This is a genomic window from Aristophania sp. ESL1100 (assembly GCF_058511235.1).
Genome location: NZ_CP196397.1, coordinates 12,412 through 34,379, shown reverse-complemented (window position 1 = coordinate 34,379; position 21,968 = coordinate 12,412). Strand labels below are relative to the sequence as shown.

Below are 21,968 nucleotides of genomic sequence, written 5' to 3'. Positions count from 1 at the left end.
TATGATTAAGCTGCCATTGGGCAGCTTACCTTTTACCCGGCCTTCCTGCGGGGCGAGAACTGTCAGTCATATGCAAGACGCCATGCGGAGCCTGCCATAAAAGACATTGCGGCCTAAGACGGCTATTCATGAATCTAAAAAAATGGAGATATTCAAGAATAGCCGCTTAAAACGCGCAAGAGATCAGAACAAGATTAATGGAGAAGAAGAAACCACCTAACTGCGCATGAAAGGCATTTCTTAGTGATGTGGTTATTTAACGGAGTGAAAGAAAGAAATCAATTGATTATTAAAGCCAAACAAAACAACAGAATGTAATCAAATAATAAATAAAAGTTAATTAAATAAAACTATTTACATAAAAGTCACGTATGTTACATTAAAGAAATCGAAAGAGCTTATAAAAACTGGTCTCAAAGATAATATCAAGCATCAACAGAAAGGCCGAGCTAAAGCACGGCCTTTCTGATTTAACATGCCTGCCTCGAACAACTGTCCAAACCAAATAAAGGTCTGGACAGATAAAAATTAATTAGATGGGATCAATCCTGAAATCCGTCATAGGGAACACGTAATGGTTTTTCAGGAATATCAGCATCATTCTCGAATGGGTCGTAGTCACTACCAGCTAATGGCGAAATGAGCTGATCTGGATTGTTCTTATAGGCATTGAGAGCAACCTGAAACCATTCCTCTCTCATCAACTGACGTTCCCAGTAACCATTGTCATTTTTTTCTGATGGAGACGCCTCGTCAATATATATTTCAACAAATGATGTCCATAATTGCTCAACAAGGAAAGGTTTGATCCCGTGATATTTTTTCACCAGATAATCGGAGATTGCTTTTCTCGTCGCTTTTGATCTGACGATATATAAACCAGTGAATCCGTTATTTGGGAACGATGTTAGGGTAAGGCATGTTTCGAAAATATTATTAAAAACCAGAGTAAAATTATAAAAAAGCGCTCCTTCTAGGCTCTGGGCCAAGCGCCTATAATCTTCACCCCCCAACTCCCCTTCAACAACATCATAAACGTCGAAATCGCTTCTTTTATCAAGATGAAGTACGGCTTTCAGTCTCTGAAGATTTTTTCTTTCACTATCAAAAACTGATAAAATTTTTTCAGAGTTGAATTCAAGTTCCATGGTATTATTCCTCAATAAATAAGTATGTAAAAAGGGGTGTTAATCCTTACAGGAGAAACTTTCTTCTGTAATTAAAAATATATCTCAAAATATAATATCTTTCAAGTAAATAAAATAATATATTATGCTTATTTTATAAAAATATAGAAATTTTTTTGTTGTGTTTTTATATTAAAAATGTCATTATGTATTTGTCGATGGGATTTTCCTCGGCGTTATTCATTTGGAGTTTCAAAAATGAAGGATAAACATTCCCCTTACATATTAATCCTGGCGTTTGTGCAGGCAATCTGCACAATCATAACCACGGCGTTAGCTGTTGGGTCGTTTATCACCCGTCACGGCTGTAAATAGCCAAACGCGGGCAGGGGAGGGCGTAAGCCCTTCCCTGATACAAAGAGGAGGAAAGAGATAGAGAAAATGGAACATTTTGCAGATTGGCTATGTAATGGCCGGAGATTATTTTTCATCCTATTTGGCGCCGCAATTATCGGACTAGTGATAGGGATGTTGGCCGGGCCGTATTTCAACCTATGGGGAGGCAGGTGTGGATAATATCAATATATTAAAGCAGGTTCTTCAGCAGCTTAATCTTTCGCCAAAAAATTTTTGCGATATGATTCAGGGAAATGAACTTACTGTTCGCAGTTGGGTTCGTGGGAGAAGCCACTTACCTGCGGATGTAGAAAAATGGGCGCAAAAGACGGCCGATTTTCTGGAAGAAAATCCCCTACCCATGAGGAAAAATAACCAACGTAATTTATAAGGACTAAAATCACCCACCCATCTTTCTTCAATGCTTTACGGCCTTAGTATGGGAATGATTGCTACAGACCAGAGCGAGCGCAGAGCGGGAGCGCCGTAGGCCAGCCATAGGCTGTCTGGTGAGGTATGTGATGCATCATATCAGAGATCAACAACCTGCCGATCATATGTAAAGTATTTACGAGGGAGCGTCGCGGGCGTGGAGATGATCCTAGGTGTAACCTGGGAGACGCCCCGAAAAGTTCAGAAGCTTCTCTTTAAGTAAGGGCTATGAAAGGGTCCTTGCTATATTACCTGTATTAACAAAACCACTTATTAAAAAAATCACACAGAAAGCAATAATTAAATAAGGTGTTAATTTTTTGCATGATTTCGGATATTTATCTTTTAAAAACAATTTAAGATATGCAAAAATTAGGCCAACAGAGAACAAAAATGTCCAGAAGTAAAGTGAGTAGTGATTCCAGAAATCTAAAAACGCTAAATTTGCTTTGGTTTTACTATTATAAACCTCATAATAATTTCCAATACTGAATAAGATACCCCAACCTATAAAGGAAAGATTCCATAAACGAATATTAAAGAAATTACGCATTTTCTTACCCTCTTTTCTTCTTAGTGAGAGAAAATCCTTAAGCAAGTTTTGTCTTATATTGGAACACCTCAGGTGCAGAGTAAAGTCCGATAGATGCTCATCAGATAATAAAAACCACAAGCCCCACCTAATTGTTGGTAAAATCAGGTGGGGCTTGGGTAACACGTTTATTTACATTAATTTAATGAAGTAACAATTTCATTATGCAGAAACGCCTGAGAAAAACAAGATAAAAAACAAACAAAATCGTTGACGCTTGCTCCCCTATAGAGGGAGCTTCTTCTGGAGATAGATTTTATCATCAACCAGAAAAGCGTCACCATACGCAGATCGCATGAGAGTTTTGACACGTTCTCCCTGGTTAACATTGTTATCAGATCCAACGATAAACACAGGATCAATCTTGCCTGTATCAACGGAAAAGACAGCAATTTTCTTGCAATTTTCACGAACCAGCTTCACATCAACACAGTCGTCAGGAAAATTGTCATCGGCTTCATAGACGACATATCCCCCCGCAGAGGTTCCGTGTTCAGAGGAAACCTCAACGTACATCTCATCCCGTAATTGTTCATCATTTCGATGGGTTTCAATGGCATCGTATGGGTCTGAAGCTTTGATGTCGACCATAACGGCATCTGATTCAATATCGACCAGAATAAAACGCCTTAATTCCGGCTTTTGAGTCAGATGAGTCATAACTGCCTGAGCGAGAAGCAATTTATGTTCTTCGGTAATATCGGTACCATCAAATTTCATAGTGGGCACGTCAAAATAAAATTTTGCATAGTCGGACAGAGGCAAGTTAGAAATTTTTTTTATAAAATCCCAGGTGAAATATATCCGACGCTTATTGCCTTTAATCCACTGCCTTCCACCAATAGCAATGAACTGATTAACCAGTTCCTCTGTTTCAGGATTGAGGTCGGGTTCTTGAGGCTCAACAGAATTTTGCTTGATTTGGTCCTCTTTAAATTTCAGGAATCCGGGATCTCGGAAATAACGGGCAGGAAATTTTTTATCGACAATATCTTCAATTTTTTGTGCAGCCGGGTCTTTAAATGACCGATACATATCATGCTGATTCATTTTGCATTCAACAATCAGCAGCTCCCTGAAATAACCACGGGTTATCGTGATATTATTATCACTGGGTTTCATCTGATGATGATTGTAATAGTTATTAACAACATTCTCTTTGATGTCGTCTTCATCCGAGCATAACGGGCTCGTGTCGATATTTTTACCCGGAACGGTGGAGAAAAAACCCTCTTCCTGTAACATTCTGTATCTATACAGCAATGATAAATACCAATCATATAGACCGATATTAATTGTTACTGTTCGCAACGTATCATAAGTAACAATTGGTAATTTCTGTGCCATTATTATTTCCCTCATTGTAAATAGATGTGTTAAACCTTAAATATCACATACCAAAAACCAACCAATAATTACAATAGTTATTGGTTGGTTTTATTAACATTTACTTTACTTACTTCCACCATTGATTTTGAATAACCTCATCAGGTAATTCAAAAATAAATCGGCTTGGGTCATGGCTTTTCTCATATCGGGAATTACACCAAGTAATTGCCAGTTTTTTTTCAGCCCGAGTAATTCCTACATAAGCCAAGCGCCTTTCTTCATTCGGAATTTCACTTTTGGGACTGGGAATTATCTGCGCTTCCCAAGCAACCAGAAAGACGTTTTTGAATTCCATTCCTTTTGAGGCATGGATTGTCATGAGCTTTACAGAATTCCTGTGCTCGCTATCAGGTAAATAGCCCAATGCAACGTGCTGAAAAAATGCTTCAGCATCGTTATATTCTTTAACAACATTGATTAATTCCCCGATATTGGCGAGATCATCAACGCCTCTATCGAGTTTTTTAGCGCACATTGCACGATAACCGATCAGATCGAGTAGCTCACTCAATATAAAATATATATGGGCATCAGGATTTTCGGGTTTATACGTGCGTAATACTGACAGGAATTCAGCCAGTTTATCATTGGTTTTGGTTTTTTTTCTGGAACAATATCGCTCGGCGGCCTGAAAGAAAGTGAGCTTTTCTTCATCTGCCAGCGCCAAAATCTCTTCAAACTTTTTTGGACCCGCTCCGCGAGCTGGTTTATTGATAATCCGACAGAGTGACTCATTCGAACGAGGATCGTCTGGATATAAATAAACCTCCAATAATGCGATAGCGTCCTTAACAACCTCTCGCCGCCAGAATGAAAAATCCTTGACCATCTCATAGGGAATATGGGCCGCGCGCAACGCTTCTTCAAATAGCCTTGAGAGACTGTTATTTCGATAGAGAATGGCAATCTCGTTCAAATTCTCTTTTCGACACTTGAGAAAGAAAATTTGCTGCACTACCGCTTTAGCTTCTTTTTCTGCATCAGGGAATTCCATGACACTGATTTTTTCACCATCCTCAGCCTTGGTGAATAGTGTTTTATTGACCCCGTCCGGCCTGATGATCGTATTGGCTGCCGTCAGGATATTCTGGGTTGACCTGAAATTTTCTTCTAGGGAAATAATGACCGCTCCGGGAAAATCATTCTCAAATTGGCGAATATATTCGACCTTTGCGCCCCGGAACCCATAAATTGATTGAGCATCATCTCCGACGACAAATATCTCATTATTGCCTCTCATAATGAGCTGTAGCCATAAATATTGGATGTAATTCACATCCTGAAATTCATCGACCAGAACGTACTGAAAAATTTTTGCCCAATATTTTCGGAATGGCTCATTTCGTGCCATTTCCAGTGTTGGCCATAGCAATAAATCAGAAAAATCAGCCAAATTCTTTTTTCTCAGGGCCTCCTGATAATGAGGATAAATAGCTGCTGCTGCCCACCAGACGCGATTATATAATGAACCACTAAAACTACCTTCATTTCCGTTGCCTTCGCTTTCCAATAATTGGGCAACGTAATTTTGGGCTTCATGAGGTTCAATCAGGTGCTCCTTGAATTCAACAACACAGCCATAAACATATGAGGCAATTTCTTCACTGACGCTGGTATGTCCATTATTCCGGTTAATCAAATCGGGGAAATTTCTGTCATTTTTATGCGTTTCGAGTTGCTCGTAGAGGATTTCTCTTGCTTGGCGTTCATTCGCAATTTTAGGCCCTGATTCCAATGAGGCAATTTCAGGGAACCGTCTGATTTGTGCATATCCATGGCTATGGAAAGTACCAACCCATCTAGGTGCTCTTTGCTCCTGAAGCTCTTTTGCCAGCCTCATTTTCATTTCACGAGCAGCTTTGTTGGTAAATGTGACGGCCAGGATATTACCTGGGTCGACATGACGGCGGGTAATACGGTCTAGGACAGCAGCAACCAGAGTTCTGGTTTTACCTGTTCCAGCTCCTGCCAACACCACAACAGGCCCCTCTAATTGGGAGGCCCGTAATTGATTTTCAGTCAGGTTCTGTTCATTCATGGCTTTGGTTTTCCAGATACATAGCAATGAAGGAATGGCCAGATCGCTCTGACCACTCCATGTGATTTAGTTAAATGGTGTAGGCCATTTCAAAAGCTTCAGAGACGATATGCTCAAGCTCTTTTGAGTTACTGACCACACCAGAATAATGAAACGAAAAAAAAGCTTTTTTCTTCTTAGTAAAGAATTGTTTTAACATAGTCATTGTTTTACTCCAATAAATTGATGTTGAAGTGTGTTAAGCTTCAAACAGAAAGGTTCTTCTCTTTCTGCAAGTAAAACTATAGCATGTTTATTTTAAACAGCAATATTTATTGTATAATAATTACATTAAATATTTATAGTTAACCAATTATATTTATAATACATATATTATTTTCATCTATCTGTTGAGTTATCCACAAATTCCAGATTTTCTTTTATCAATTACACGGTAATTATAGGTTTATATCGGTTCTATAGGTTTAGGGGGGTGGTAAAAGCCCGAATGTTGGGGTGGTAAAAGCCCGAATGTTGGGGTGGTAAAAGCCCGAATGTTGGGGTGGTAAAAGCCTGAAGACAAAAATTATATCCCCAGATGTTACAAAATAACGCTTAATCTGTAACTTTCAGTGGAAATGAGAATAGTAAACGTCCGAACCTGAAAAAGGAAATTGTTCGCCTTATTTCTGCCTTTTTTGGATATAGGGGTGGTAAAAGCCCGAATGTATATATTGCAAAACTCTATTGCAAAATTATTGAATTTCGGCATAGTTTTATGAAACATGGAATCATTGAATTTCTGGAGCAATTTGAATTGTTGCAAAACTCTCCGTTTTTGAAAAAAGGTCTATAATGAAAATCGGGTATGCCCGTGTGTCTCGCGGAGATAAACAGTCGACTTTGATGCAAGAGCTGGCATTACGGGATGCAGGCTGCGAGCGTATCTTTTCTGATACTATGACAGGTCGTCGGATAGATCGCCCCGGTCTGAAAGAATTATTTGCACATATCCGAGCTGATGATGAGGTCATTGTTTATCGTTTTGACCGTTTCGCTCGTAGTTTGTCTGATCTGGTAATTCTGTTAGAAAGGCTGGTAATAAAAAAAGTCAGTTTCAAATCCCTAACAGAAAAGTTTGATACATCTGGGGCAACTGGTCGTCTTCTTTTACATATCGTAGGTGCTCTAGCAGAATTTGAGCGAAACCTGATAGCAGAACGTACAGCAGATGGTTTGGCTGCGGCCCGCGCCCGTGGTGTTAAGGTAGGACGACCATCTAAATTATCGACAATTCAACGCGAGAATATTTTGCGAGAAATTTTTGACGGGCATTTAACTCAGGCTGATGCTGCTCGGATCTACAAGGTTAGTCCAAGCACCATTACACGACTAGTAAGGGGAACTAGTCTTTCCGATCAGAAAGACATGAAAAAAGTGCGAAGGGGTGGTAAAAACCCGAAGCCATCAGGACATAAAAAAGTTATGCGGCCGAGCTAGTAAAAAGCTTTGTCACCACGGGATCAACTGGAGGACGGGATTGACAAAGCACTAGGCCGGTATTAACGCGTTCGACCCGTGCATCTGGGTAAGCCTGTGAAACTCGATGCAAAGCAGTAAGAAAGACTTTTTTGAAATTGCGCTCATCAGAATATTCCTGACCAAACTGGTTTCGTAGGCATTTCCACGAAAGTTTTTCGCCTCTTTGACGAGTGATACGACGCAATTTATGCGCGAGCCATGTATAAATATCCAGTGCTAATGCAGAGTTTTGTAAATAAGCTAGAGCACGGGGATCTAAAGGAACCGCTCTTTCCTGTAAGTCTAAAAAAAACTCTTCTGTCAATGTGATACAAACTTCCCCACCATGTGAAAATAGTTCTGTTGAACAAGCCTCAATTCCTGCAAATGGGTTGGCATTTAGTATATTTTTTGATCCCCAACCAATTTGCATCCGACAAGCAGCAAGAGCATTTATCTGTTGAATGAAAAGTTTATATTCTCGCCCATTGCGAGTACCTGAACCTATCCTCAGTCGTCGCATAAAGTCGTGTAATGATTCCCCTAGAGGAACTGTACGCGAACCGGTTCTGACAGCTTCCGTTGCAACGTGCAGCAAAGCCAGACGAGGCGTTGTTCCGCTGGGAAGGGATTGTTGCTCCCATTCATCGTTAATTCGGAGACGACCGGCTGTTAGTAACAAAGAAGCTTGTCCATTTGTTCTCTCAAACGTCAGTTTGTGAGTGGCACGCCGTGGCAATCCAACCTGACATAAAACGCTATGGAAAAAGTCAGGGTGTGAAGTCCGTTCTGTTCTTATGTCTGTTGCGAGTTGGATTAGTTTTTCATCCCGTGGAGAGAAGTTAAGGGACATTTGTCCGTTACTTTCTTGTTGAAACATACCTATTTTCCCCGTTGTGGCTGGTCTTACTTTGCCTATATCAGCGGCAAACTGCAATCAGATACAAAAAAAAATATGGACTATTACCATAAAAAATCAGGTGCAAATTTTGTATATTGCACAATTTACTGAAACTTCACCTTAAAGTTAGTATGAAAAATTAATTTGGTAAAGTCCTCTATATAGAAGACATAATTTTGACAAAAAGTCAGAAAAACCAATACTAAATTGCATTTGCATTTTTTTACTTTACATGCTTAAAAATAAAATTATTTTGTGAGAAATTCTATTATCCCTCATAAAAGGGTTGGAGATTTCAGTGACAAAGTGCCACAAATACCTTTTAACATCGCTAGACAACTTGTGCCACAGCCGAATTGTTTTGAATGTATCCTTGCGTTTACACGCGTTCTGCCTGATACAAGCTAGAAATGTGGTTGACAGTATGCTCCAGGGCAATACCTGCCTACTGGTGAATGTTGTCCCTGTATCTGCATCAGGTAATAGAGGTACGATTTGGCAGGGACTGAAGGATTGGAAGAGTCTGAATTGCGGGAAGGAACGCAATTCGGAGGAAACATACAAGGTTTTATTATTGTTGCTCGTGAAAGTAAAACGGGTGACGCTTTTACGTTTGTCGCATATCTCCGTGTCAGCTGGATGCGAGGTTATAAGCTGTTGCAAACGTGGCGACATAAGAACGACCGGAAAGCAAAAACTGTGGAAGCACTATTACAAATTGCTCGGAAGTTTTCTTATCGCGGTCCGATCACAATCTTTAATGCGGGTCATCCAGATCTACAAGATATTCGCGGCATTTCTGACTGCGACAAATACCCAATCTCAAACGTGTAATAAATCACTGATTAGGGTGGCACTATGACTGTGTTACCTTTTTTTGTGGCCTTGTCTTTAGCTCAAGCTAAGGCTCCAGCAGTAGCTCCAGAAACCTTATTATCTGTTGCTCAGGCGGAATCCGGTTTTGACCCTTTGGCAATTCATGACAATCAAACCGGCCAATCCTATCGACCGAAAAACAAGAAAGACGCCTTAACACTTATTGATCGTCTGGAACACAAGGGGCACGATTATGATGCAGGTTTCATGCAGATCAATCGTCGCAATTTCGCATGGTTGGGCTTAACGCCAGAAACTGCCCTGAACCCGTCCATTTCTATTGAGGCAGGAGCACGGGTACTAATTGAAGGGTACCAGCGCGCTAAACTTCCCGGCAATGAGCAAGTCAGCATTTTACGGGCAGCATCTATCTACAATTCAGGCAATCCTTTCCAAGGTTTCACTTCTGGTTATGTCAAGCGTGTTCAACTTGCGGCAGATTATGTTGTTCCGGCCATTCAAAGGTTACGAACTGCCGCAGATACCACGACTAATATCCCCAACTCCCCGTTAGCTGTCCCTGCGCCTCCACCAGAAGCGCAAGATTTGTTGCATAACAGTGCGAATACGGAGGAAGTGTCAGACGATATGTTCCACCCAGAACAACCTGACATAAAGCAAGTTTCAACGCCTAATTCCGAGCGTAAAGCACGTTTAAATTAGTCGTCTGAAAAGACCGGAATGTGTCCGGTCTTATTAACTGTAATAAGAAGGATGAAATATGAAGACCTCGATTATTAAAGAGAAACCATTCGTTATGTCCGTTCGACATTTTATTCGCTCGGTTGTGCCTGTCATTCCCATGATATTATTCACGGTTGCTGCTCACGCTCAAACTGTTTCCGGGGGTGTTGACCCACAATCTGGTTTAACCCAGATACTTGGCTATTTTCTGACACTTGTTGGCCTCGGGTTCATCGGAGTTTCAGCATATAAAGGGATTGTCGGCTATATGCGTGGTGAGTCTATTGGTCTTACCGTCGTCGGTTTGATTGTCGGTCTCTGTATTTCTTATGGTGGCTACTACTTCCTGCAACGCTATGGTGTTAGTGCATAAGAAAGGCTGACTATATGGCTGCGCCGGGTGATGATCTTATTCCTGTAGACCGTATATCGCTAGCAGATACGCGCCCGGCTCTTCCACTAGGTGTGCCTTTTGCTTTCCTGCCGGTAGCAATCTTCTTACCGGCTCTTATGGTCGTCATTACATATAACATTTTCTGGCTTTTGCTGATGCCGGTCATGCTCGCAATCGGGCGTGCTCTAGTTGCAAAAGACCGAAATTATCCCCGTCTCCTTTGGCTCCGCTGGAAGAGTGGCTCTTTCTTTGCCAATCACTCAAAGCATGGGGGAGAACTGGTCGTTCCTATTCTTCAAACGAACAAGTGGGATGGTATTAATCCAGATGTGAAGGACTCTAAATAATGTCGAAAGACATAATTAAGAAGTTTTTGCCACAAGTCGGTTACTATGACGAAAACACGATCATCAATGCAGATGGGAGTGTTTTCTCCATGTTCCATGTGGCAGGAAGCCCGACAGATTTACTCTCGTCTGACACAATTATTCGCATCCGCGATCAGTTCAATATGATGATGTTGAATGTTGCTGACTTGAATGTAGAGATATGGGTCCATCTGTCACGTATTGGACACAATCGTGCTACTCCTTTGGCCCCCTGTAAAAGTTGGTTTGGACAACGATTTGACAGCGCATACATAAATGAGTGCCTGTCTGATACGTTGTATCACAATAATTTATTTGTGACGGTTCTAAGGAAAAACTCGATTAATGAAGGGGAAGGGCTGATTGAATATATGCGTCGGAAGATTGGCGGCCCTAACTCCCTTCCTATGACGGACAGAAACTTTCTGCAAGAATTTGGCGATAACCGACGAAAAGTTCAATCAGCACTAGGGCGTTATGGGTGCAGACCTTTGGGATTGCGTTATGATAATGGCCGCTGGTTCATGGAAATAGCAGAAGCTCTTTATATGATCTTACATGGTCGTTTTCGACCTATTGGTTTAGCCGAAGGTATGACTCGGATGGGTAAACTTATTTGCCCGGAAGAATTAATTTTCGGGAGCCGAGCTTATGGTATCAGAAGTGATATTGGAAATTCATACGGTGCCATTTTGGGCTTTGCTGGATATCCAGCTCCGGTTACCCCGATTATGTTTGATCCGCTTTTAAGAGCGCCATATTCACTGACCTTAACCAATTCCTTTTCCTTCACCCAGAAGGCCAAGGCTTTAAACAAAATCAAACACAAGGAACGTCAACTCAAGTCATCGAATGATGAAGCAAAATCCCAGCTCGCGGATCTAGAACGAACTAAGGACGAATTACAATCTGATGTTTATGCCCGTGGTGTTCATCACTGTTCTGTTGCGTTGCACGGGCGAACAATGGAAGAGCTTGATTTTGCTACCTATACAGCAACTACAGCGCTTGCTAATGCGCAGATTACCGTTGCACGTGAAAGCACCGCTCTTAAAGCTGCTTTTTTCGCTCAGCTGCCCGGAAACAGGTCTTGGGCAACACGTCCAGCTGGCATTAACACACGCAATTTCGCATCTCTAGCAGCATTAAATAACGTTCCAACAGGGAATTATCATGGTCGTTGGGGCGCGCCTGTGATGACGCTTCGAACAACAGCCGATACAGAATATTTCTTTCATTGGCATGTTGCTGGATCACTGGCAATTCCGGCTGAAGATTTGGGAAGTACCCTTGTGATTGGTCCATCTGGATCAGGTAAAACCTCACTCTTGGGTGCCACAATACTAGGGACCGAGCGCCAAGGCGCGCGGATTGTCGTTATTGACAAAGATTTAGGTTTGGCCCCGTTAGTCAATGCAGCAGGTGGCAAATATCTAGTAATTCCCGAAAATAGTGATTCCGGGTGCAAACCGCTTTTGACAACTCCAGATACTCCGACTGGTCATAGTTTTTTACGACGCCTTTTCCGTTCACTCATTGCAGGAGAAGACAACTATATTCTGACTCTAGAAGAGCAAGGCAGACTAAAACAAGCATTACGCCTGCAACTTCGTATGCCACCAGAGTTACGAAGTATTTCTGGCGTGCGCGATATGCTTCCGCATCGCGTTAGGAACGGAGCACGTGACCGACTGACACGCTGGTGTCAGGGTGAAGAACTTGGATGGGTGTTTGATGGAAAGATTAATGCGGTAGCATTTGGCACCCGGATGACCGGATTTGATACAACCCAACTTTTAAAAAATGCAGAAGTGGCTGGACCTATGTTGGCATATCTTTTGCACATGGTGCGTAATCAAATTAACGGAACACCATTTCTGTTAGTAATTGACGAACTATGGCAGGCCCTAGGTGTACCGTCTCTGGTTGCATTAATTCATGACCTACTTAAGACCATCCGTAAACGTGAAGGGGTAGTTGTTCTGGCTACGCAAAGCGCTCATGATGCTCTGAATAGTTCTATTGCTCATACTCTGAAGCAAAGTACTCCGAACAAGATTTTCTTCGGTGACGAAGCAGCTGATCCAGCTGATCTTATAAATGGTCTTGGATTAACCCCCTCTGAATTTCGGGTAGTGACTTCAACACTTCCCCTCATGCGACATGGCTTCCTTTTAAAACGGCCGAGCCAGTCTGTGATTTGCCGCAACGACCTTAGCGGAGCCTTGGATAAAGTTGCGGTACTGTCTGGACGTGATGTTCTTTTTGATCTGATGAATGATCTGAAAGAGGAACACGGAGAAGACCCAGAACAATGGGTTCCTCACTATGAACGCCTTGCACCTAATTTGTCCAAGGCTCCCCGCAAACAGGAGAAAGTAGCATGAATAATCTGATTCAAAAAGCCATGCTCGGTGTAGCAATAAGCGTGGGGGCTATGTCTCTCACAGCTCGCCCTGCTCATGCTCAATGGGCTGTATTTGATTCTGCAAACTTTGGAAAACTCCTTATGATGGCTCAACAAGGAGAAAAAGAGCTTAGTCAGGTGACTTCGATTGCTGGTTATTCGAAAGATCAGCTTAATAAGCTCTCGGACTTCTATGCGTCTTTTGCTCACCTAACTGATGCGACCCAAGTCGCTGCGTTGTTGCAATCTCCTATGGTGCGTGAAGCTCTACCCGAAGTCAGCCAGCTTGAAGCGCAGCTTCAAGGGACGGGGAGCTTTAATGGGACTTTAGCTACACAAATCAGCAAATTCCAGAACCAGAACCAGATTTATACGCCAAATGGGAGCGATCAATCTGCGCAATGGATTAATCAGCGCGCCAAGGCTACAGCCGGGGAAATGGCCGCTGCTGATAGCCTGTTACAAGCTTCAAGCGCTCGTTCTCAAGGTATGCAGGAGCTTCTTAATCGGCTGTCCACTGCTCAAGACCCTAAAGATGTAATGGACCTCAATACTAGGATTAATGCCGAAAACGGCATGACACAAAACCAGAATTTGCAAGCGCAAGCAACGCTCATGATGCAGAAAGCGCAAAAAGAGGCAGAACAAGAACGCCAAGAACAGGCATGGCGAGAAGGTAGCGATAGTCTGTCTTCTGCTGCCGAAGCTGCGGCAACGGCCGCCGATAGCGGTAATATTTCTCAAACCTCTTCTGTGGGGAGTAATTAATATGAAAGCCATCTTTGCTCTACTCTTCGGAACTAGCCTTACATTTTTAGCTGGGAACATAGCAGCAGCTGAAACCGTAAATTCGGTTTCCTATTATGTCTCTCACGATGCAGAACGGAAGAATCTTATCACGACGTGCCTTTCCGGTGCCGAACTAAGTAAAGCCGATTTGAATTGCATCAATGCTCAACAGGCCGATTGGACTGTTCAAGGCCGAGAAAAATTTCACCGCGCTGAAACTGATCCTGAACTATCAGATCGGACATATTGGGACCGAAATCCTATTGCCAGAATAGCCACCCTAGCAGAGTGTCAACGGGGTAGAAGTGGATCAATTGGACCGAGTGCAGGTGAATGTGCCGCAGCACGTATGTCTAAGGCGCTATCAAAATGAGTAATTTAGGCGTCTTTATGTCCCCTTTTGGGTCGTTTCTGGTCAAATTTGATTCAGCAATCGACGCCGCTATGCAAGTTGCTATTAAGGGTTTGTCATTGAATATCCGGGGTCCATTGGCTGTCGCGGCTACACTTTACCTCGCTATAATAGGCACCAAAGTTATGAGGGGCGATTTTAGTGTTCTGAATAACTTCATCTTCACAATGATGAAAATAGGCATAATCTTTTGGCTTTGCACAAATCTACAAGCCTTCAATTATTATGTTGTCAGCCTGTTTTATAAAGGGATACCAGACGCCTTAAATACAGCCATTTCTGGAATATCTGCGCCAACCACTAATGGGGTAAGTGGAACGGCCGCATCCTTAGATTCTATCTGGGGAAAGATGTGGAGTTTTACTGGAACCCTCTACGGCAAAACTAACTTTTGGGATTTTGGCACACGCTTAGGCATCGAGCTGGCAGTATTGATGGTTTCAATCGGGTTGATCCTAATTTCTGCGGTTTATCTAATAAGCAAGTTTCTCTTCGCAATTATCATCATTCTTGGCATCCCGTGTATTGCCATGGCTCTTTTTGATGCTACACGGCCGATATTTGAACGTTGGGTCGGTAAAGGAGTTGCACTAATCGTTCTACAAGTGTCGGCCATCATCACACTGCAAATTGTGCTGACAGGTGACAAAGAGTTTGTCGCGGACATGCAGTCTTCGTCTGGCGTTGCCAGTGTAGTGATTGAACTACAAAACCTAATTTCTATGGTTGTCTGGGTATGCCTCGGTGCCTTCGCAATCTATTCCCTGCCTACAATAGCCTATTCCATTGGGACCGGTGTAACGGTGTCCTTGCTACCGATAATTCCCCAACTGCCAACTAGTGGTGGAGGCAAGACAGGTGGCAGCCATGTTTCATCATTGGGCGCGTCCGCAATGCCTTCTACAGGAGGCGGTGGTGGTGGAAGCATGTCTCGATCATCTCCGACACCTCAACTTCCCCCACCGTCATTCGCTCCATCGTCAGGATCGTTGATCAGCCATAGCGCTCCTGCCGCATTGGCGGCTCCTCCTCGCGCATTACCCCCCCCACCGCGTTTACTACCTCCCCCTTCTACATAAAGGATATTTTAAGTATGCGCTCTCTTGTCCTGCTCGTTACTCTGCTTTTAGCGGGCTGTGCCGAACACCGCAAATTGCCTAATCCACACGGACCTTTGCAGCCACTCAATCCCGGTCTTTGGAAGTTTAATGATAATCCAACTGTCCCGCGAAGTCAGGAAACTCGATAAATGTCTAATACCAACAATAATCCAAATGAGTTTTTGCCTCCACCTGAAGGTTTAGTTCCTCGTCCTGCGGATTTTCCAGAATTACGCGCTCATTTTGAAGAAACACATGAAATTGATAGGGAACGTCGTCGCTGGATAATGATGCGCGTTAATGCTGGTTGGGCAGCTGCCATTGTTCTTTTCGTGTATTCAGTGTTGTCAACACTATTAGTATTGCACCGGCCAGTTCCACGTGATCGTTTTATGGTCGCTATTATGCACGATAATGGAACATATACGCCCCCTCGCGAATATAACGATCTAACTGCTGACGAAAAAGCAGCGGCTTTGGACAATAGTCTTTCCACCTATATTACGCTGCGAGAAGGTTATTCTTACGCCAGCTCTGAAAAAGCTTATAACTCTGTTTCCGCTATGTCTTTCGGGGCAGAGCAGAACCGTTATCAAGATACAATGTTATCCGCAACAAATCCAGATAATCCACGTAGATAATCCACGTAATAAGTACGGGAAAAACGGGATGGCAGAAGTCACGAATATCAAACTTATCCCTGATGGCCCAAATGCCAAGACATTTCAGGTGGTTATAAATGAACTCTCCTTGACAGGAACTCCTGTTACGCACCTGAAAACCGGACATCTGACATTTTTCAAAAATGGCAAACTCCCGTGGAATATCCGACAGCAATTCGACCCCGCAGGAGTATCAGTTCTGCAATATGAATCACATGAAGACGCTACAACAGGTGAAAAGGCGAAATAACATGGAAAAACTCTTTTTTGCCCTGCTTGGCGCTTCCATGCTAGCCTCTGTTCCGGCCTACGCACTTGAAGAGCCTCTTGCAGGCAAGATGGACCCCCGTGTGCGTCACGCTGCGTATTTCAGTACACAAATTGTACATCTAGTTAGCACTGATCTCGCACCTATTCAGGTTGTATTAGAGGAAGGCGAACAGATTATCAATTTTGCTGGTGTTTACGTTCAGAAGATACCAGACGGAAAAGATAATAAAGCTCCTGTGCCGCGTTTTTGGACTATCGCACCACGCGATAATACTTTTATTCTACAGCCTTTACAGAAGAACATTCCGGCTGGAAGTGTTCTATTCGTATTGACGAAATCGCCTAGCCTAGGTCTGCGATATTACAAATTCCAGCTTGATACGCGGACCGGTACCGGCCCGACTGACCCTCAAACGTATATTGCTGTAAATATGACTTATCCTGATGTTGCTGCGGCACAATACGCGAAACAACAGGCAGAACGTATAGAAGCGAACCGGAAAGCAAAGGAAAAAGCAGAAGAAGCAGCTGCGCAAGCACGGCTCGATACATCTATTTTCAATGCTACTCGAAACTGGAAATATCTACGCCAGAACATCAAAAAGAACGACCATTCATGTGATATTATTGGCCCTAAAGTCGAACGGGGCGTATCTGACGATGGCACACAAACCACCTTACTTTTTGCACCACATTCCACTTTACCAGCCCCCTATATCTTGGATCAGGATAATAAAGAAGCTCTCGTTCAATCCTCTTTCAGGGATATTCCAGACGGGACTTTGATGGTGATTCATACCGTGGTCCCGAAGATCATTCTTCGTCGTGGAGAACGGGCCTGCGGCATTATAAATGCCGGATATGACCCAATCGGGCATACATCTGGAACATTGTCTAGTGATCCAGATATACTTCGGAAACCCACCCAAAATGCCGAAGTTTTGGTAAATGGGGGCCAAAAATGAGCATACAAGAGAATAATTCAAACTCTTCTTTACCGGAAGAAGACAAACTTGATGATTTGAACCGAGGACGACGTGTTGTCTCGCCTGCAATCAAGATAGGAATAGCTGCTACTGTTACCCTCCTAGTAGGTGGCGTTTTCGTTTGGGGTTTATGGCCCTCAAAGAAATCTGATAACGGGCAAGCCGTTCAATACTCAACTGGTCGGCCGTGGGTACCTCCGGCTATTCCAGTCCATGTATTACGACCAACCGTTGCCCACGGGGGCAATGAACCTCCAGTTCCAATTAGTGCCTCTACTGCACCGTCATCGTTGCCTTTAGTCCCTATCATTGGTTTTTTTGATGCCCCCAAAAACACGGAAATTAAATCGTCTTCTTCCCTCCCAGACAGATGGAATGGCGGCCGACTCACACAACCGGTTTTAGAACATAATGATGTAAAAGGCGACAATACCGCTCTTGGTAGTAGGCTTAAAACTACCAACGTCGAAGCGGCTGAAATTGGTAAGCCTTATAACCTTCATTTCCTTCTAAAAAAGAATGAAACATTCCATTGCCTTCCCGATAGAGCTTTAACATCAGCATTTCCGGGGCCTGTCAACTGTACTGTGGTTGATCCTGTATGGAGTGCGGATGGAACAAACGTGCTCATTGAGCGCGGCTCAACCGTTATGGGACAGGTCCAAAATGGGTTAAGCAATGGAGAACGGCGTCTATTCGTTGTTTGGACGGATATACTCACGTTGCACGGCTACCCGATCCACTTCAAAGGTATCGCAGGAGATAGCCTAGGCGAAACAGGTGTACCGGGCGAAATCAACGATTACCTCTGGCGGAAGCTCCGTGCTGCGCTTCTACTCACCGCCGTTGAAGTCGGAGGACAGGTTGCAGAAAACCTCACCCAACGTTCGCATAACCTTAATTTCAATACTGGAACACTTCAAGGTCTGGGCCAGATGGCGCTTTCACATGATCTAAATATTGCACCTGAATTATATCGCAATCCTGCCCAGCCACTGACAGTCACAATTATGCAGTATATACCATTTGATCGGGCTTATACTGATATAGCTATTGACAAATAAGGAACAGTCATGTCCGAAGCCCTGAAATATCAACTTCAATGGCTCTTGAAACCTATAGAGAATATACTGAATGATCCACTCATTACTGATATTCATATCAATGGCCCTGACCCAGAGAAACCCGGATTTACCCGCATATTCACAAAAAGAATAGGAGAAAGAGAGGAACTTACGGTTCCTTTTACATGGTCTGATTTAGATGATATTGCCGTATGTGCCGCAGCTTGGATCGGACAAGACATTTCTCCTGATGCGCCGTTTTGTTCTACTAGTTTGCCAGACGGTCAGCGTGTCCAGATTGTGCGTCCCCCCGCGATGGCGTCTGGACATTACTGCTTTTCGATCCGGCGTCCGTCTAGCCGGGTTTATTCGCCAGAAGAGCTAGAAACCCAAGGGGTTTTTTCTCGGGCGCGCGCTAGTTCCGAACCTCCAGAACATAATATCATCGCTCGCCTTCAGGAATTGAAGGGTGAAAAACGTTGGCGCGAAATGCTTGAACTCGCCGTCGCAAACCGGCTTAACATTATTTGGGCCGGCGAGGTAGGCACCGGGAAAACTACTTACCTAAAATCGTTTGTCTCTGCGATCCCCCTTAATCTGCGTCTGGTAACAGTCGAGGATATGCCAGAAATTATTGGTCTAAAACACCGCAACATTATCAATTTATTTTATCCGAAAGGGAAACAGTCAGTCAGTAACCACACGGCCGAAGAATGTATTGAGGCAGGGTTACGTATGGATATGGACTGGCTACTAATGCAAGAACTTCGTGATGGTGCTGCATGGGCGTATATGCGTGCTCTAGCATCTGGTCATCCCGGTATGACCAGTATGCACGCTGAAAATACGGAAGTCGCGTTCACGGCTCTAACACTGATGGCAAAACAGCATGAAACAGGCGGGCGTCTGGGTGATAAAGAAATCCATAAAACCTTGCGAGGGTTAATCGACATTGTGGTTCACTGCGAAAAAACAGTGACAGATGAACGATATATTTCCTCAATATACTTCGAACCAGAGATAAAATATAATATCGGGAGTGTGGGATTTGATTAAATATGTCGTTCTTACTTTTTTTGGCCTTCTCATATTACTTGGTGCTTTCATCAAAACTGGCATCATACCAATCACTGAGCCGGGAGATATAGAAACTTTTTCGAAAGTTGGAGGTATAATTTCCGGAATTTGGGTGTGTTGTGTTTTTTTGGGAATACTAATGCTCCCTGTGTTTTTCTTTCGCTGGCATCGCCGTTGGCATCAACAAATTATCTTAAAAGCTATGGCCCGGAGATTCAGGAAATGAAAAAAAACTTAGTAATGCTGGCTTTAATAGGTACCCTTGGTGTTCTGACTCTGCTGATTGCTACCATCATCACTGCATCTTTAATATTTGCCAAACTCGAAGGTGTAGATAATCAACTCACTCCCCTAGAAAAATTATACTGCTGGATTACTTATTTCAAACTTTATGCCGATGAACGCGCTGTCCGACAAAGCCTTGATATAGCTGCTGCTGTTCCTCTGGTAATAGTTCTTGGGATTTTTGTCCTTATTACTGTGGCTATTACCAATGCTCATCTTGGCGGTCGTTATAAACTCCGTCCAGCAGGTAATTCCAAACATCTTCCTAAGCCTGTACGTGCCGCTTCTACCCTTCACGGAGATTCTAATTGGATGGCAATGAAAGATGTACAGACTCTTTTTCCCGGCCCTCATCCACAATGGGGAGGCATTGTCATTGGGGAGGCTTATCGTGTTGATGAAGACAGGGGCGCTCGCAAGGCATTTGATCCAGAAAATCGCAAAACTTGGGGGAAAGGCGGCACTGCCCCCTTGTTAGTCGACCCAGCTACCAACGCTGCTACACATGGTCTAGTTTTTGCTGGTTCAGGTGGCTACAAGACGACCGCCATCGTTATTCCTACCCTTCATCCGCATTATGGCTGGAAAGGTTCTATGGTTGTTCTAGACCCATCTTGTCAAGCTGGACCTATGAGTGCTCACCTAAGAGAAAAGGCAGGCCAGAAAATCTATTCAGTCGGTTTAAATCAACATGGCTTTAATGTTCTGGATTGGATTGACACAACCGATCCTCTAGCAGAGCAAAATCTTGTCAGTATCATTGAAACCATCGGTCCAGAACAACCAAAGGAGGCAGATAGCGATAATGGTATGTTCCATAAGCGCGGAAAAGACCTTCAACGCTGCCTTTTGGCGCATATGCTCTGGGATGAAAGTATTCCCAAAGAGCAAAAAACCCTTAAGCGATTTATGGAGTTGATAACTACGCCAGAAACTAAAATGAAAGGATTGTTACAGGAAATCGCGGATGAATCAAAAAGTTCTCTTGCACGGCGTTTAGCCCGTACCCTTTCAGGTGTGGTTCAGAAAACATTTTCTGGTATGTATGCTAATGCGATCAGTGATCTTAGCTGGCTCATGATCGATTCATTTGCCGACATGGTTTCCGGCAATGACTTTACTACGGCTGACTTAACACGTGAAAATATGACCGTGTATATTCAAATACCGATGACTATACTAGAGCAACAACCTGAACTTGCTCGGGTAGTAATAACGTCCCTGCTGCAAGGTGTTTATCGTGCAGAAGGCAAGGTAAATAACAGAATACTATTCTTACTTGACGAAGTAGCATTACTTAAGCGCATGAGCGCGCTTGCTACTGCTCGCGATAATGCCCGAAAATATAAAATAACTCTGCTTATGATCTGGCAAAATCTTGGACAAGCTAAGGATAATTGGAAACAAGAAGGTATGACAGCATGGTTTGCAAGTTCATCATGGCAAATGTTCGCAGCGGTTAATGATGACTATACGGCCACTGAAATTTCTAAGGGATGTGGTACATTCACTGCTCTTTCTTTCACGGAAGGTCAATCTGCCAACAATCAAATAGGAACTCGAAACACCTCAAGAAACCGTGGACACACTTATGGTATTACAGAAGTTGGCCGCAGCCTCATCAAACCCTCAGAGGTTCGGAACAGGATGCGCACTGATGAACAAATTATCTTCCGAACTGGTGGTGGAAACCCTATTCGATGCGGCCGCGCCATCTACTTTAGAAGACCAGATATGATGAAGGATTTTGAGGCAGATAAGTTTCGCTCTCCCATTCGATGATGATTATTCATTCTCTTCTTGTTGTAAGACTTTATTTCCATCCCCACAGCCATCAATAGCATTTGTAACCTTCCAATAAATGTGTTTCTCCGCTTCATTAGAAGGTGACGGAGCAAAACGGGTGCAATACCCAGAATTAGCCCACCAATCGCGCGACTTATCACCTCGAAAATCCGGTGTAATTGGTTGATCATTTGGTTGATACCAATGCTCGCAATCCGCACATATAAGGCAATTAGCAGGCTCCTCTTCACTCTGCGCCTCCCCTCCCCCGCATCGGGCTTTATCTGGAACAATAGGCCAGTAAACAGTTTCAAACTCTTCATCTGCCGGTGCAGGTGCGTGACGGTGACAAAAGCCCGTTGCTTTTTGTTCATCGTGGTAACGAAAAAATATGCAGTCTGTGCAAGATCGGGGAAGACCCATAATTCTCTCTC

Annotated in this window: 22 protein-coding genes; 16 read left to right on the top strand and 6 right to left on the bottom strand. The window is 43.3% G+C overall.

Annotated elements, in window-relative coordinates; translation table 11 throughout:
* Positions 1–542 precede the first annotated feature (542 nt).
* Positions 543–1,148 carry a hypothetical protein gene (locus tag ACSYSY_RS09845; RefSeq protein WP_491708331.1) on the bottom strand — a complete coding sequence of 202 codons (606 nt, stop codon included), beginning with the start codon at positions 1,146–1,148 and terminating at the stop codon, positions 543–545.
* 547 nt (positions 1,149–1,695) lie between these two features.
* On the opposite strand from ACSYSY_RS09845, the gene ACSYSY_RS09840 reads away from it, so the two are divergent.
* Positions 1,696–1,914, top strand: a complete 219-nt coding sequence (locus ACSYSY_RS09840) for a hypothetical protein (RefSeq protein ID WP_491708330.1) — start codon at positions 1,696–1,698, stop codon at positions 1,912–1,914.
* A 267-nt stretch (positions 1,915–2,181) separates the two neighbouring features.
* Here ACSYSY_RS09840 and ACSYSY_RS09835 read toward each other — a convergent pair whose 3' ends face one another.
* The 3 genes from ACSYSY_RS09835 to ACSYSY_RS09825 form a co-directional block, all read right to left on the bottom strand.
* The gene (locus ACSYSY_RS09835) at positions 2,182–2,508 is read right to left on the bottom strand and encodes a hypothetical protein (RefSeq protein WP_491708329.1); all 327 of its coding nucleotides are present in this window, start codon (positions 2,506–2,508) and stop codon (positions 2,182–2,184) included.
* 264 nt (positions 2,509–2,772) lie between these two features.
* Positions 2,773–3,894, bottom strand: a complete 1,122-nt coding sequence (locus ACSYSY_RS09830) for a hypothetical protein (protein WP_491708328.1) — start codon at positions 3,892–3,894, stop codon at positions 2,773–2,775.
* Positions 3,895–4,003: 109 nt separating this feature from the next.
* On the bottom strand, positions 4,004–5,974 hold the full coding sequence (locus tag ACSYSY_RS09825) for an ATP-dependent helicase (protein ID WP_491708327.1): 1,971 nt from the start codon (positions 5,972–5,974) through the stop codon (positions 4,004–4,006).
* A gap of 834 nt (positions 5,975–6,808) precedes the next feature.
* Here ACSYSY_RS09825 and ACSYSY_RS09820 point away from each other — a divergent pair.
* Positions 6,809–7,453 carry a recombinase family protein gene (locus ACSYSY_RS09820; protein ID WP_491708326.1) on the top strand — a complete coding sequence of 215 codons (645 nt, stop codon included), beginning with the start codon at positions 6,809–6,811 and terminating at the stop codon, positions 7,451–7,453.
* On the opposite strand, the gene ACSYSY_RS09815 is transcribed toward ACSYSY_RS09820, so the two are convergent.
* Positions 7,437–8,354: a replication protein RepA gene (locus ACSYSY_RS09815; RefSeq protein ID WP_491708325.1), complete on the bottom strand. Its 918-nt coding sequence runs from the start codon at positions 8,352–8,354 to the stop codon at positions 7,437–7,439. The genes ACSYSY_RS09820 and ACSYSY_RS09815 overlap by 17 nt on opposite strands.
* 516 nt (positions 8,355–8,870) lie before the next feature.
* Here ACSYSY_RS09815 and ACSYSY_RS09810 point away from each other — a divergent pair.
* The 14 genes from ACSYSY_RS09810 (at position 8,871) to ACSYSY_RS09745 (ending at position 21,531) form a co-directional block, all read left to right on the top strand.
* Positions 8,871–9,209: a hypothetical protein gene (locus tag ACSYSY_RS09810; RefSeq protein WP_491708324.1), complete on the top strand. Its 339-nt coding sequence runs from the start codon at positions 8,871–8,873 to the stop codon at positions 9,207–9,209.
* Between the two features lie 24 nt (positions 9,210–9,233).
* Positions 9,234–9,914, top strand: a complete 681-nt coding sequence (locus ACSYSY_RS09805; protein ID WP_491708323.1) for a lytic transglycosylase domain-containing protein — start codon at positions 9,234–9,236, stop codon at positions 9,912–9,914.
* Between the two features lie 58 nt (positions 9,915–9,972).
* On the top strand, positions 9,973–10,308 hold the full coding sequence (locus tag ACSYSY_RS09800) for a hypothetical protein (RefSeq protein ID WP_491708322.1): 336 nt from the start codon (positions 9,973–9,975) through the stop codon (positions 10,306–10,308).
* A gap of 14 nt (positions 10,309–10,322) precedes the next feature.
* Positions 10,323–10,676, top strand: a complete 354-nt coding sequence (locus tag ACSYSY_RS09795; RefSeq protein ID WP_491708321.1) for a VirB3 family type IV secretion system protein — start codon at positions 10,323–10,325, stop codon at positions 10,674–10,676.
* Positions 10,676–13,084, top strand: coding sequence for a VirB4 family type IV secretion/conjugal transfer ATPase (locus ACSYSY_RS09790; RefSeq protein WP_491708320.1), 2,409 nt, complete (start codon positions 10,676–10,678; stop codon positions 13,082–13,084). The genes ACSYSY_RS09795 and ACSYSY_RS09790 overlap by 1 nt, the downstream gene beginning before the upstream one ends.
* Positions 13,081–13,872, top strand: a complete 792-nt coding sequence (locus ACSYSY_RS09785) for a type IV secretion system protein (RefSeq protein ID WP_491708319.1) — start codon at positions 13,081–13,083, stop codon at positions 13,870–13,872. The genes ACSYSY_RS09790 and ACSYSY_RS09785 overlap by 4 nt, the downstream gene beginning before the upstream one ends.
* A gap of 1 nt (position 13,873) precedes the next feature.
* On the top strand, positions 13,874–14,266 hold the full coding sequence (locus ACSYSY_RS09780; RefSeq protein WP_491708318.1) for an EexN family lipoprotein: 393 nt from the start codon (positions 13,874–13,876) through the stop codon (positions 14,264–14,266).
* Complete coding sequence (locus ACSYSY_RS09775; RefSeq protein ID WP_491708317.1) at positions 14,263–15,384, top strand: type IV secretion system protein; 1,122 nt, start codon at positions 14,263–14,265, stop codon at positions 15,382–15,384. Before ACSYSY_RS09780 ends, ACSYSY_RS09775 begins: the two co-directional genes overlap by 4 nt.
* A gap of 170 nt (positions 15,385–15,554) precedes the next feature.
* Positions 15,555–16,046, top strand: a complete 492-nt coding sequence (locus ACSYSY_RS09770) for a VirB8/TrbF family protein (protein ID WP_491708316.1) — start codon at positions 15,555–15,557, stop codon at positions 16,044–16,046.
* A 28-nt stretch (positions 16,047–16,074) separates the two neighbouring features.
* A complete protein-coding gene (locus ACSYSY_RS09765; protein ID WP_491708315.1) occupies positions 16,075–16,317 on the top strand; it encodes a hypothetical protein in 243 nt (80 codons plus the stop codon).
* A gap of 1 nt (position 16,318) precedes the next feature.
* Positions 16,319–17,302 (top strand): TrbG/VirB9 family P-type conjugative transfer protein, encoded by a 984-nt coding sequence (locus tag ACSYSY_RS09760; RefSeq protein WP_491708314.1) that lies wholly within the window; start codon positions 16,319–16,321, stop codon positions 17,300–17,302.
* Positions 17,299–18,387 (top strand): TrbI/VirB10 family protein, encoded by a 1,089-nt coding sequence (locus ACSYSY_RS09755; RefSeq protein WP_491708313.1) that lies wholly within the window; start codon positions 17,299–17,301, stop codon positions 18,385–18,387. Before ACSYSY_RS09760 ends, ACSYSY_RS09755 begins: the two co-directional genes overlap by 4 nt.
* A 9-nt stretch (positions 18,388–18,396) precedes the next feature.
* Complete coding sequence (gene virB11 / locus ACSYSY_RS09750; RefSeq protein ID WP_491708312.1) at positions 18,397–19,443, top strand: P-type DNA transfer ATPase VirB11; 1,047 nt, start codon at positions 18,397–18,399, stop codon at positions 19,441–19,443.
* A 243-nt stretch (positions 19,444–19,686) separates the two neighbouring features.
* Positions 19,687–21,531: a type IV secretory system conjugative DNA transfer family protein gene (locus tag ACSYSY_RS09745; RefSeq protein WP_491708311.1), complete on the top strand. Its 1,845-nt coding sequence runs from the start codon at positions 19,687–19,689 to the stop codon at positions 21,529–21,531.
* A 3-nt stretch (positions 21,532–21,534) separates the two neighbouring features.
* Here the strand turns inward: ACSYSY_RS09745 and ACSYSY_RS09740 are convergent, their stop codons facing one another.
* Positions 21,535–21,957 carry a hypothetical protein gene (locus ACSYSY_RS09740; protein ID WP_491708310.1) on the bottom strand — a complete coding sequence of 141 codons (423 nt, stop codon included), beginning with the start codon at positions 21,955–21,957 and terminating at the stop codon, positions 21,535–21,537.
* Between the last annotated feature and the right edge of the window lie 11 nt (positions 21,958–21,968).

What these genes read in the sequence shown, in the direction of transcription:
- ACSYSY_RS09845 (WP_491708331.1), bottom strand. Translation starts at nt 1,148, where the DNA reads ATGGAACTTGAATTCAACTCTGAAAAAATTTTATCAGTTTTTGATAGT.
- ACSYSY_RS09835 (WP_491708329.1), bottom strand. Translation starts at nt 2,508, where the DNA reads ATGCGTAATTTCTTTAATATTCGTTTATGGAATCTTTCCTTTATAGGT.
- ACSYSY_RS09830 (WP_491708328.1), bottom strand. Translation starts at nt 3,894, where the DNA reads ATGGCACAGAAATTACCAATTGTTACTTATGATACGTTGCGAACAGTA.
- ACSYSY_RS09825 (WP_491708327.1), bottom strand. Translation starts at nt 5,974, where the DNA reads ATGAATGAACAGAACCTGACTGAAAATCAATTACGGGCCTCCCAATTA.
- ACSYSY_RS09820 (WP_491708326.1), top strand. Translation starts at nt 6,809, where the DNA reads ATGAAAATCGGGTATGCCCGTGTGTCTCGCGGAGATAAACAGTCGACT.
- ACSYSY_RS09815 (WP_491708325.1), bottom strand. Translation starts at nt 8,354, where the DNA reads ATGTTTCAACAAGAAAGTAACGGACAAATGTCCCTTAACTTCTCTCCA.
- ACSYSY_RS09805 (WP_491708323.1), top strand. Translation starts at nt 9,234, where the DNA reads ATGACTGTGTTACCTTTTTTTGTGGCCTTGTCTTTAGCTCAAGCTAAG.
- ACSYSY_RS09800 (WP_491708322.1), top strand. Translation starts at nt 9,973, where the DNA reads ATGAAGACCTCGATTATTAAAGAGAAACCATTCGTTATGTCCGTTCGA.
- ACSYSY_RS09795 (WP_491708321.1), top strand. Translation starts at nt 10,323, where the DNA reads ATGGCTGCGCCGGGTGATGATCTTATTCCTGTAGACCGTATATCGCTA.
- ACSYSY_RS09790 (WP_491708320.1), top strand. Translation starts at nt 10,676, where the DNA reads ATGTCGAAAGACATAATTAAGAAGTTTTTGCCACAAGTCGGTTACTAT.
- ACSYSY_RS09785 (WP_491708319.1), top strand. Translation starts at nt 13,081, where the DNA reads ATGAATAATCTGATTCAAAAAGCCATGCTCGGTGTAGCAATAAGCGTG.
- ACSYSY_RS09780 (WP_491708318.1), top strand. Translation starts at nt 13,874, where the DNA reads ATGAAAGCCATCTTTGCTCTACTCTTCGGAACTAGCCTTACATTTTTA.
- ACSYSY_RS09775 (WP_491708317.1), top strand. Translation starts at nt 14,263, where the DNA reads ATGAGTAATTTAGGCGTCTTTATGTCCCCTTTTGGGTCGTTTCTGGTC.
- ACSYSY_RS09770 (WP_491708316.1), top strand. Translation starts at nt 15,555, where the DNA reads ATGTCTAATACCAACAATAATCCAAATGAGTTTTTGCCTCCACCTGAA.
- ACSYSY_RS09765 (WP_491708315.1), top strand. Translation starts at nt 16,075, where the DNA reads ATGGCAGAAGTCACGAATATCAAACTTATCCCTGATGGCCCAAATGCC.
- ACSYSY_RS09760 (WP_491708314.1), top strand. Translation starts at nt 16,319, where the DNA reads ATGGAAAAACTCTTTTTTGCCCTGCTTGGCGCTTCCATGCTAGCCTCT.
- ACSYSY_RS09755 (WP_491708313.1), top strand. Translation starts at nt 17,299, where the DNA reads ATGAGCATACAAGAGAATAATTCAAACTCTTCTTTACCGGAAGAAGAC.
- virB11 (WP_491708312.1), top strand. Translation starts at nt 18,397, where the DNA reads ATGTCCGAAGCCCTGAAATATCAACTTCAATGGCTCTTGAAACCTATA.
- ACSYSY_RS09745 (WP_491708311.1), top strand. Translation starts at nt 19,687, where the DNA reads ATGAAAAAAAACTTAGTAATGCTGGCTTTAATAGGTACCCTTGGTGTT.
- ACSYSY_RS09740 (WP_491708310.1), bottom strand. Translation starts at nt 21,957, where the DNA reads ATGGGTCTTCCCCGATCTTGCACAGACTGCATATTTTTTCGTTACCAC.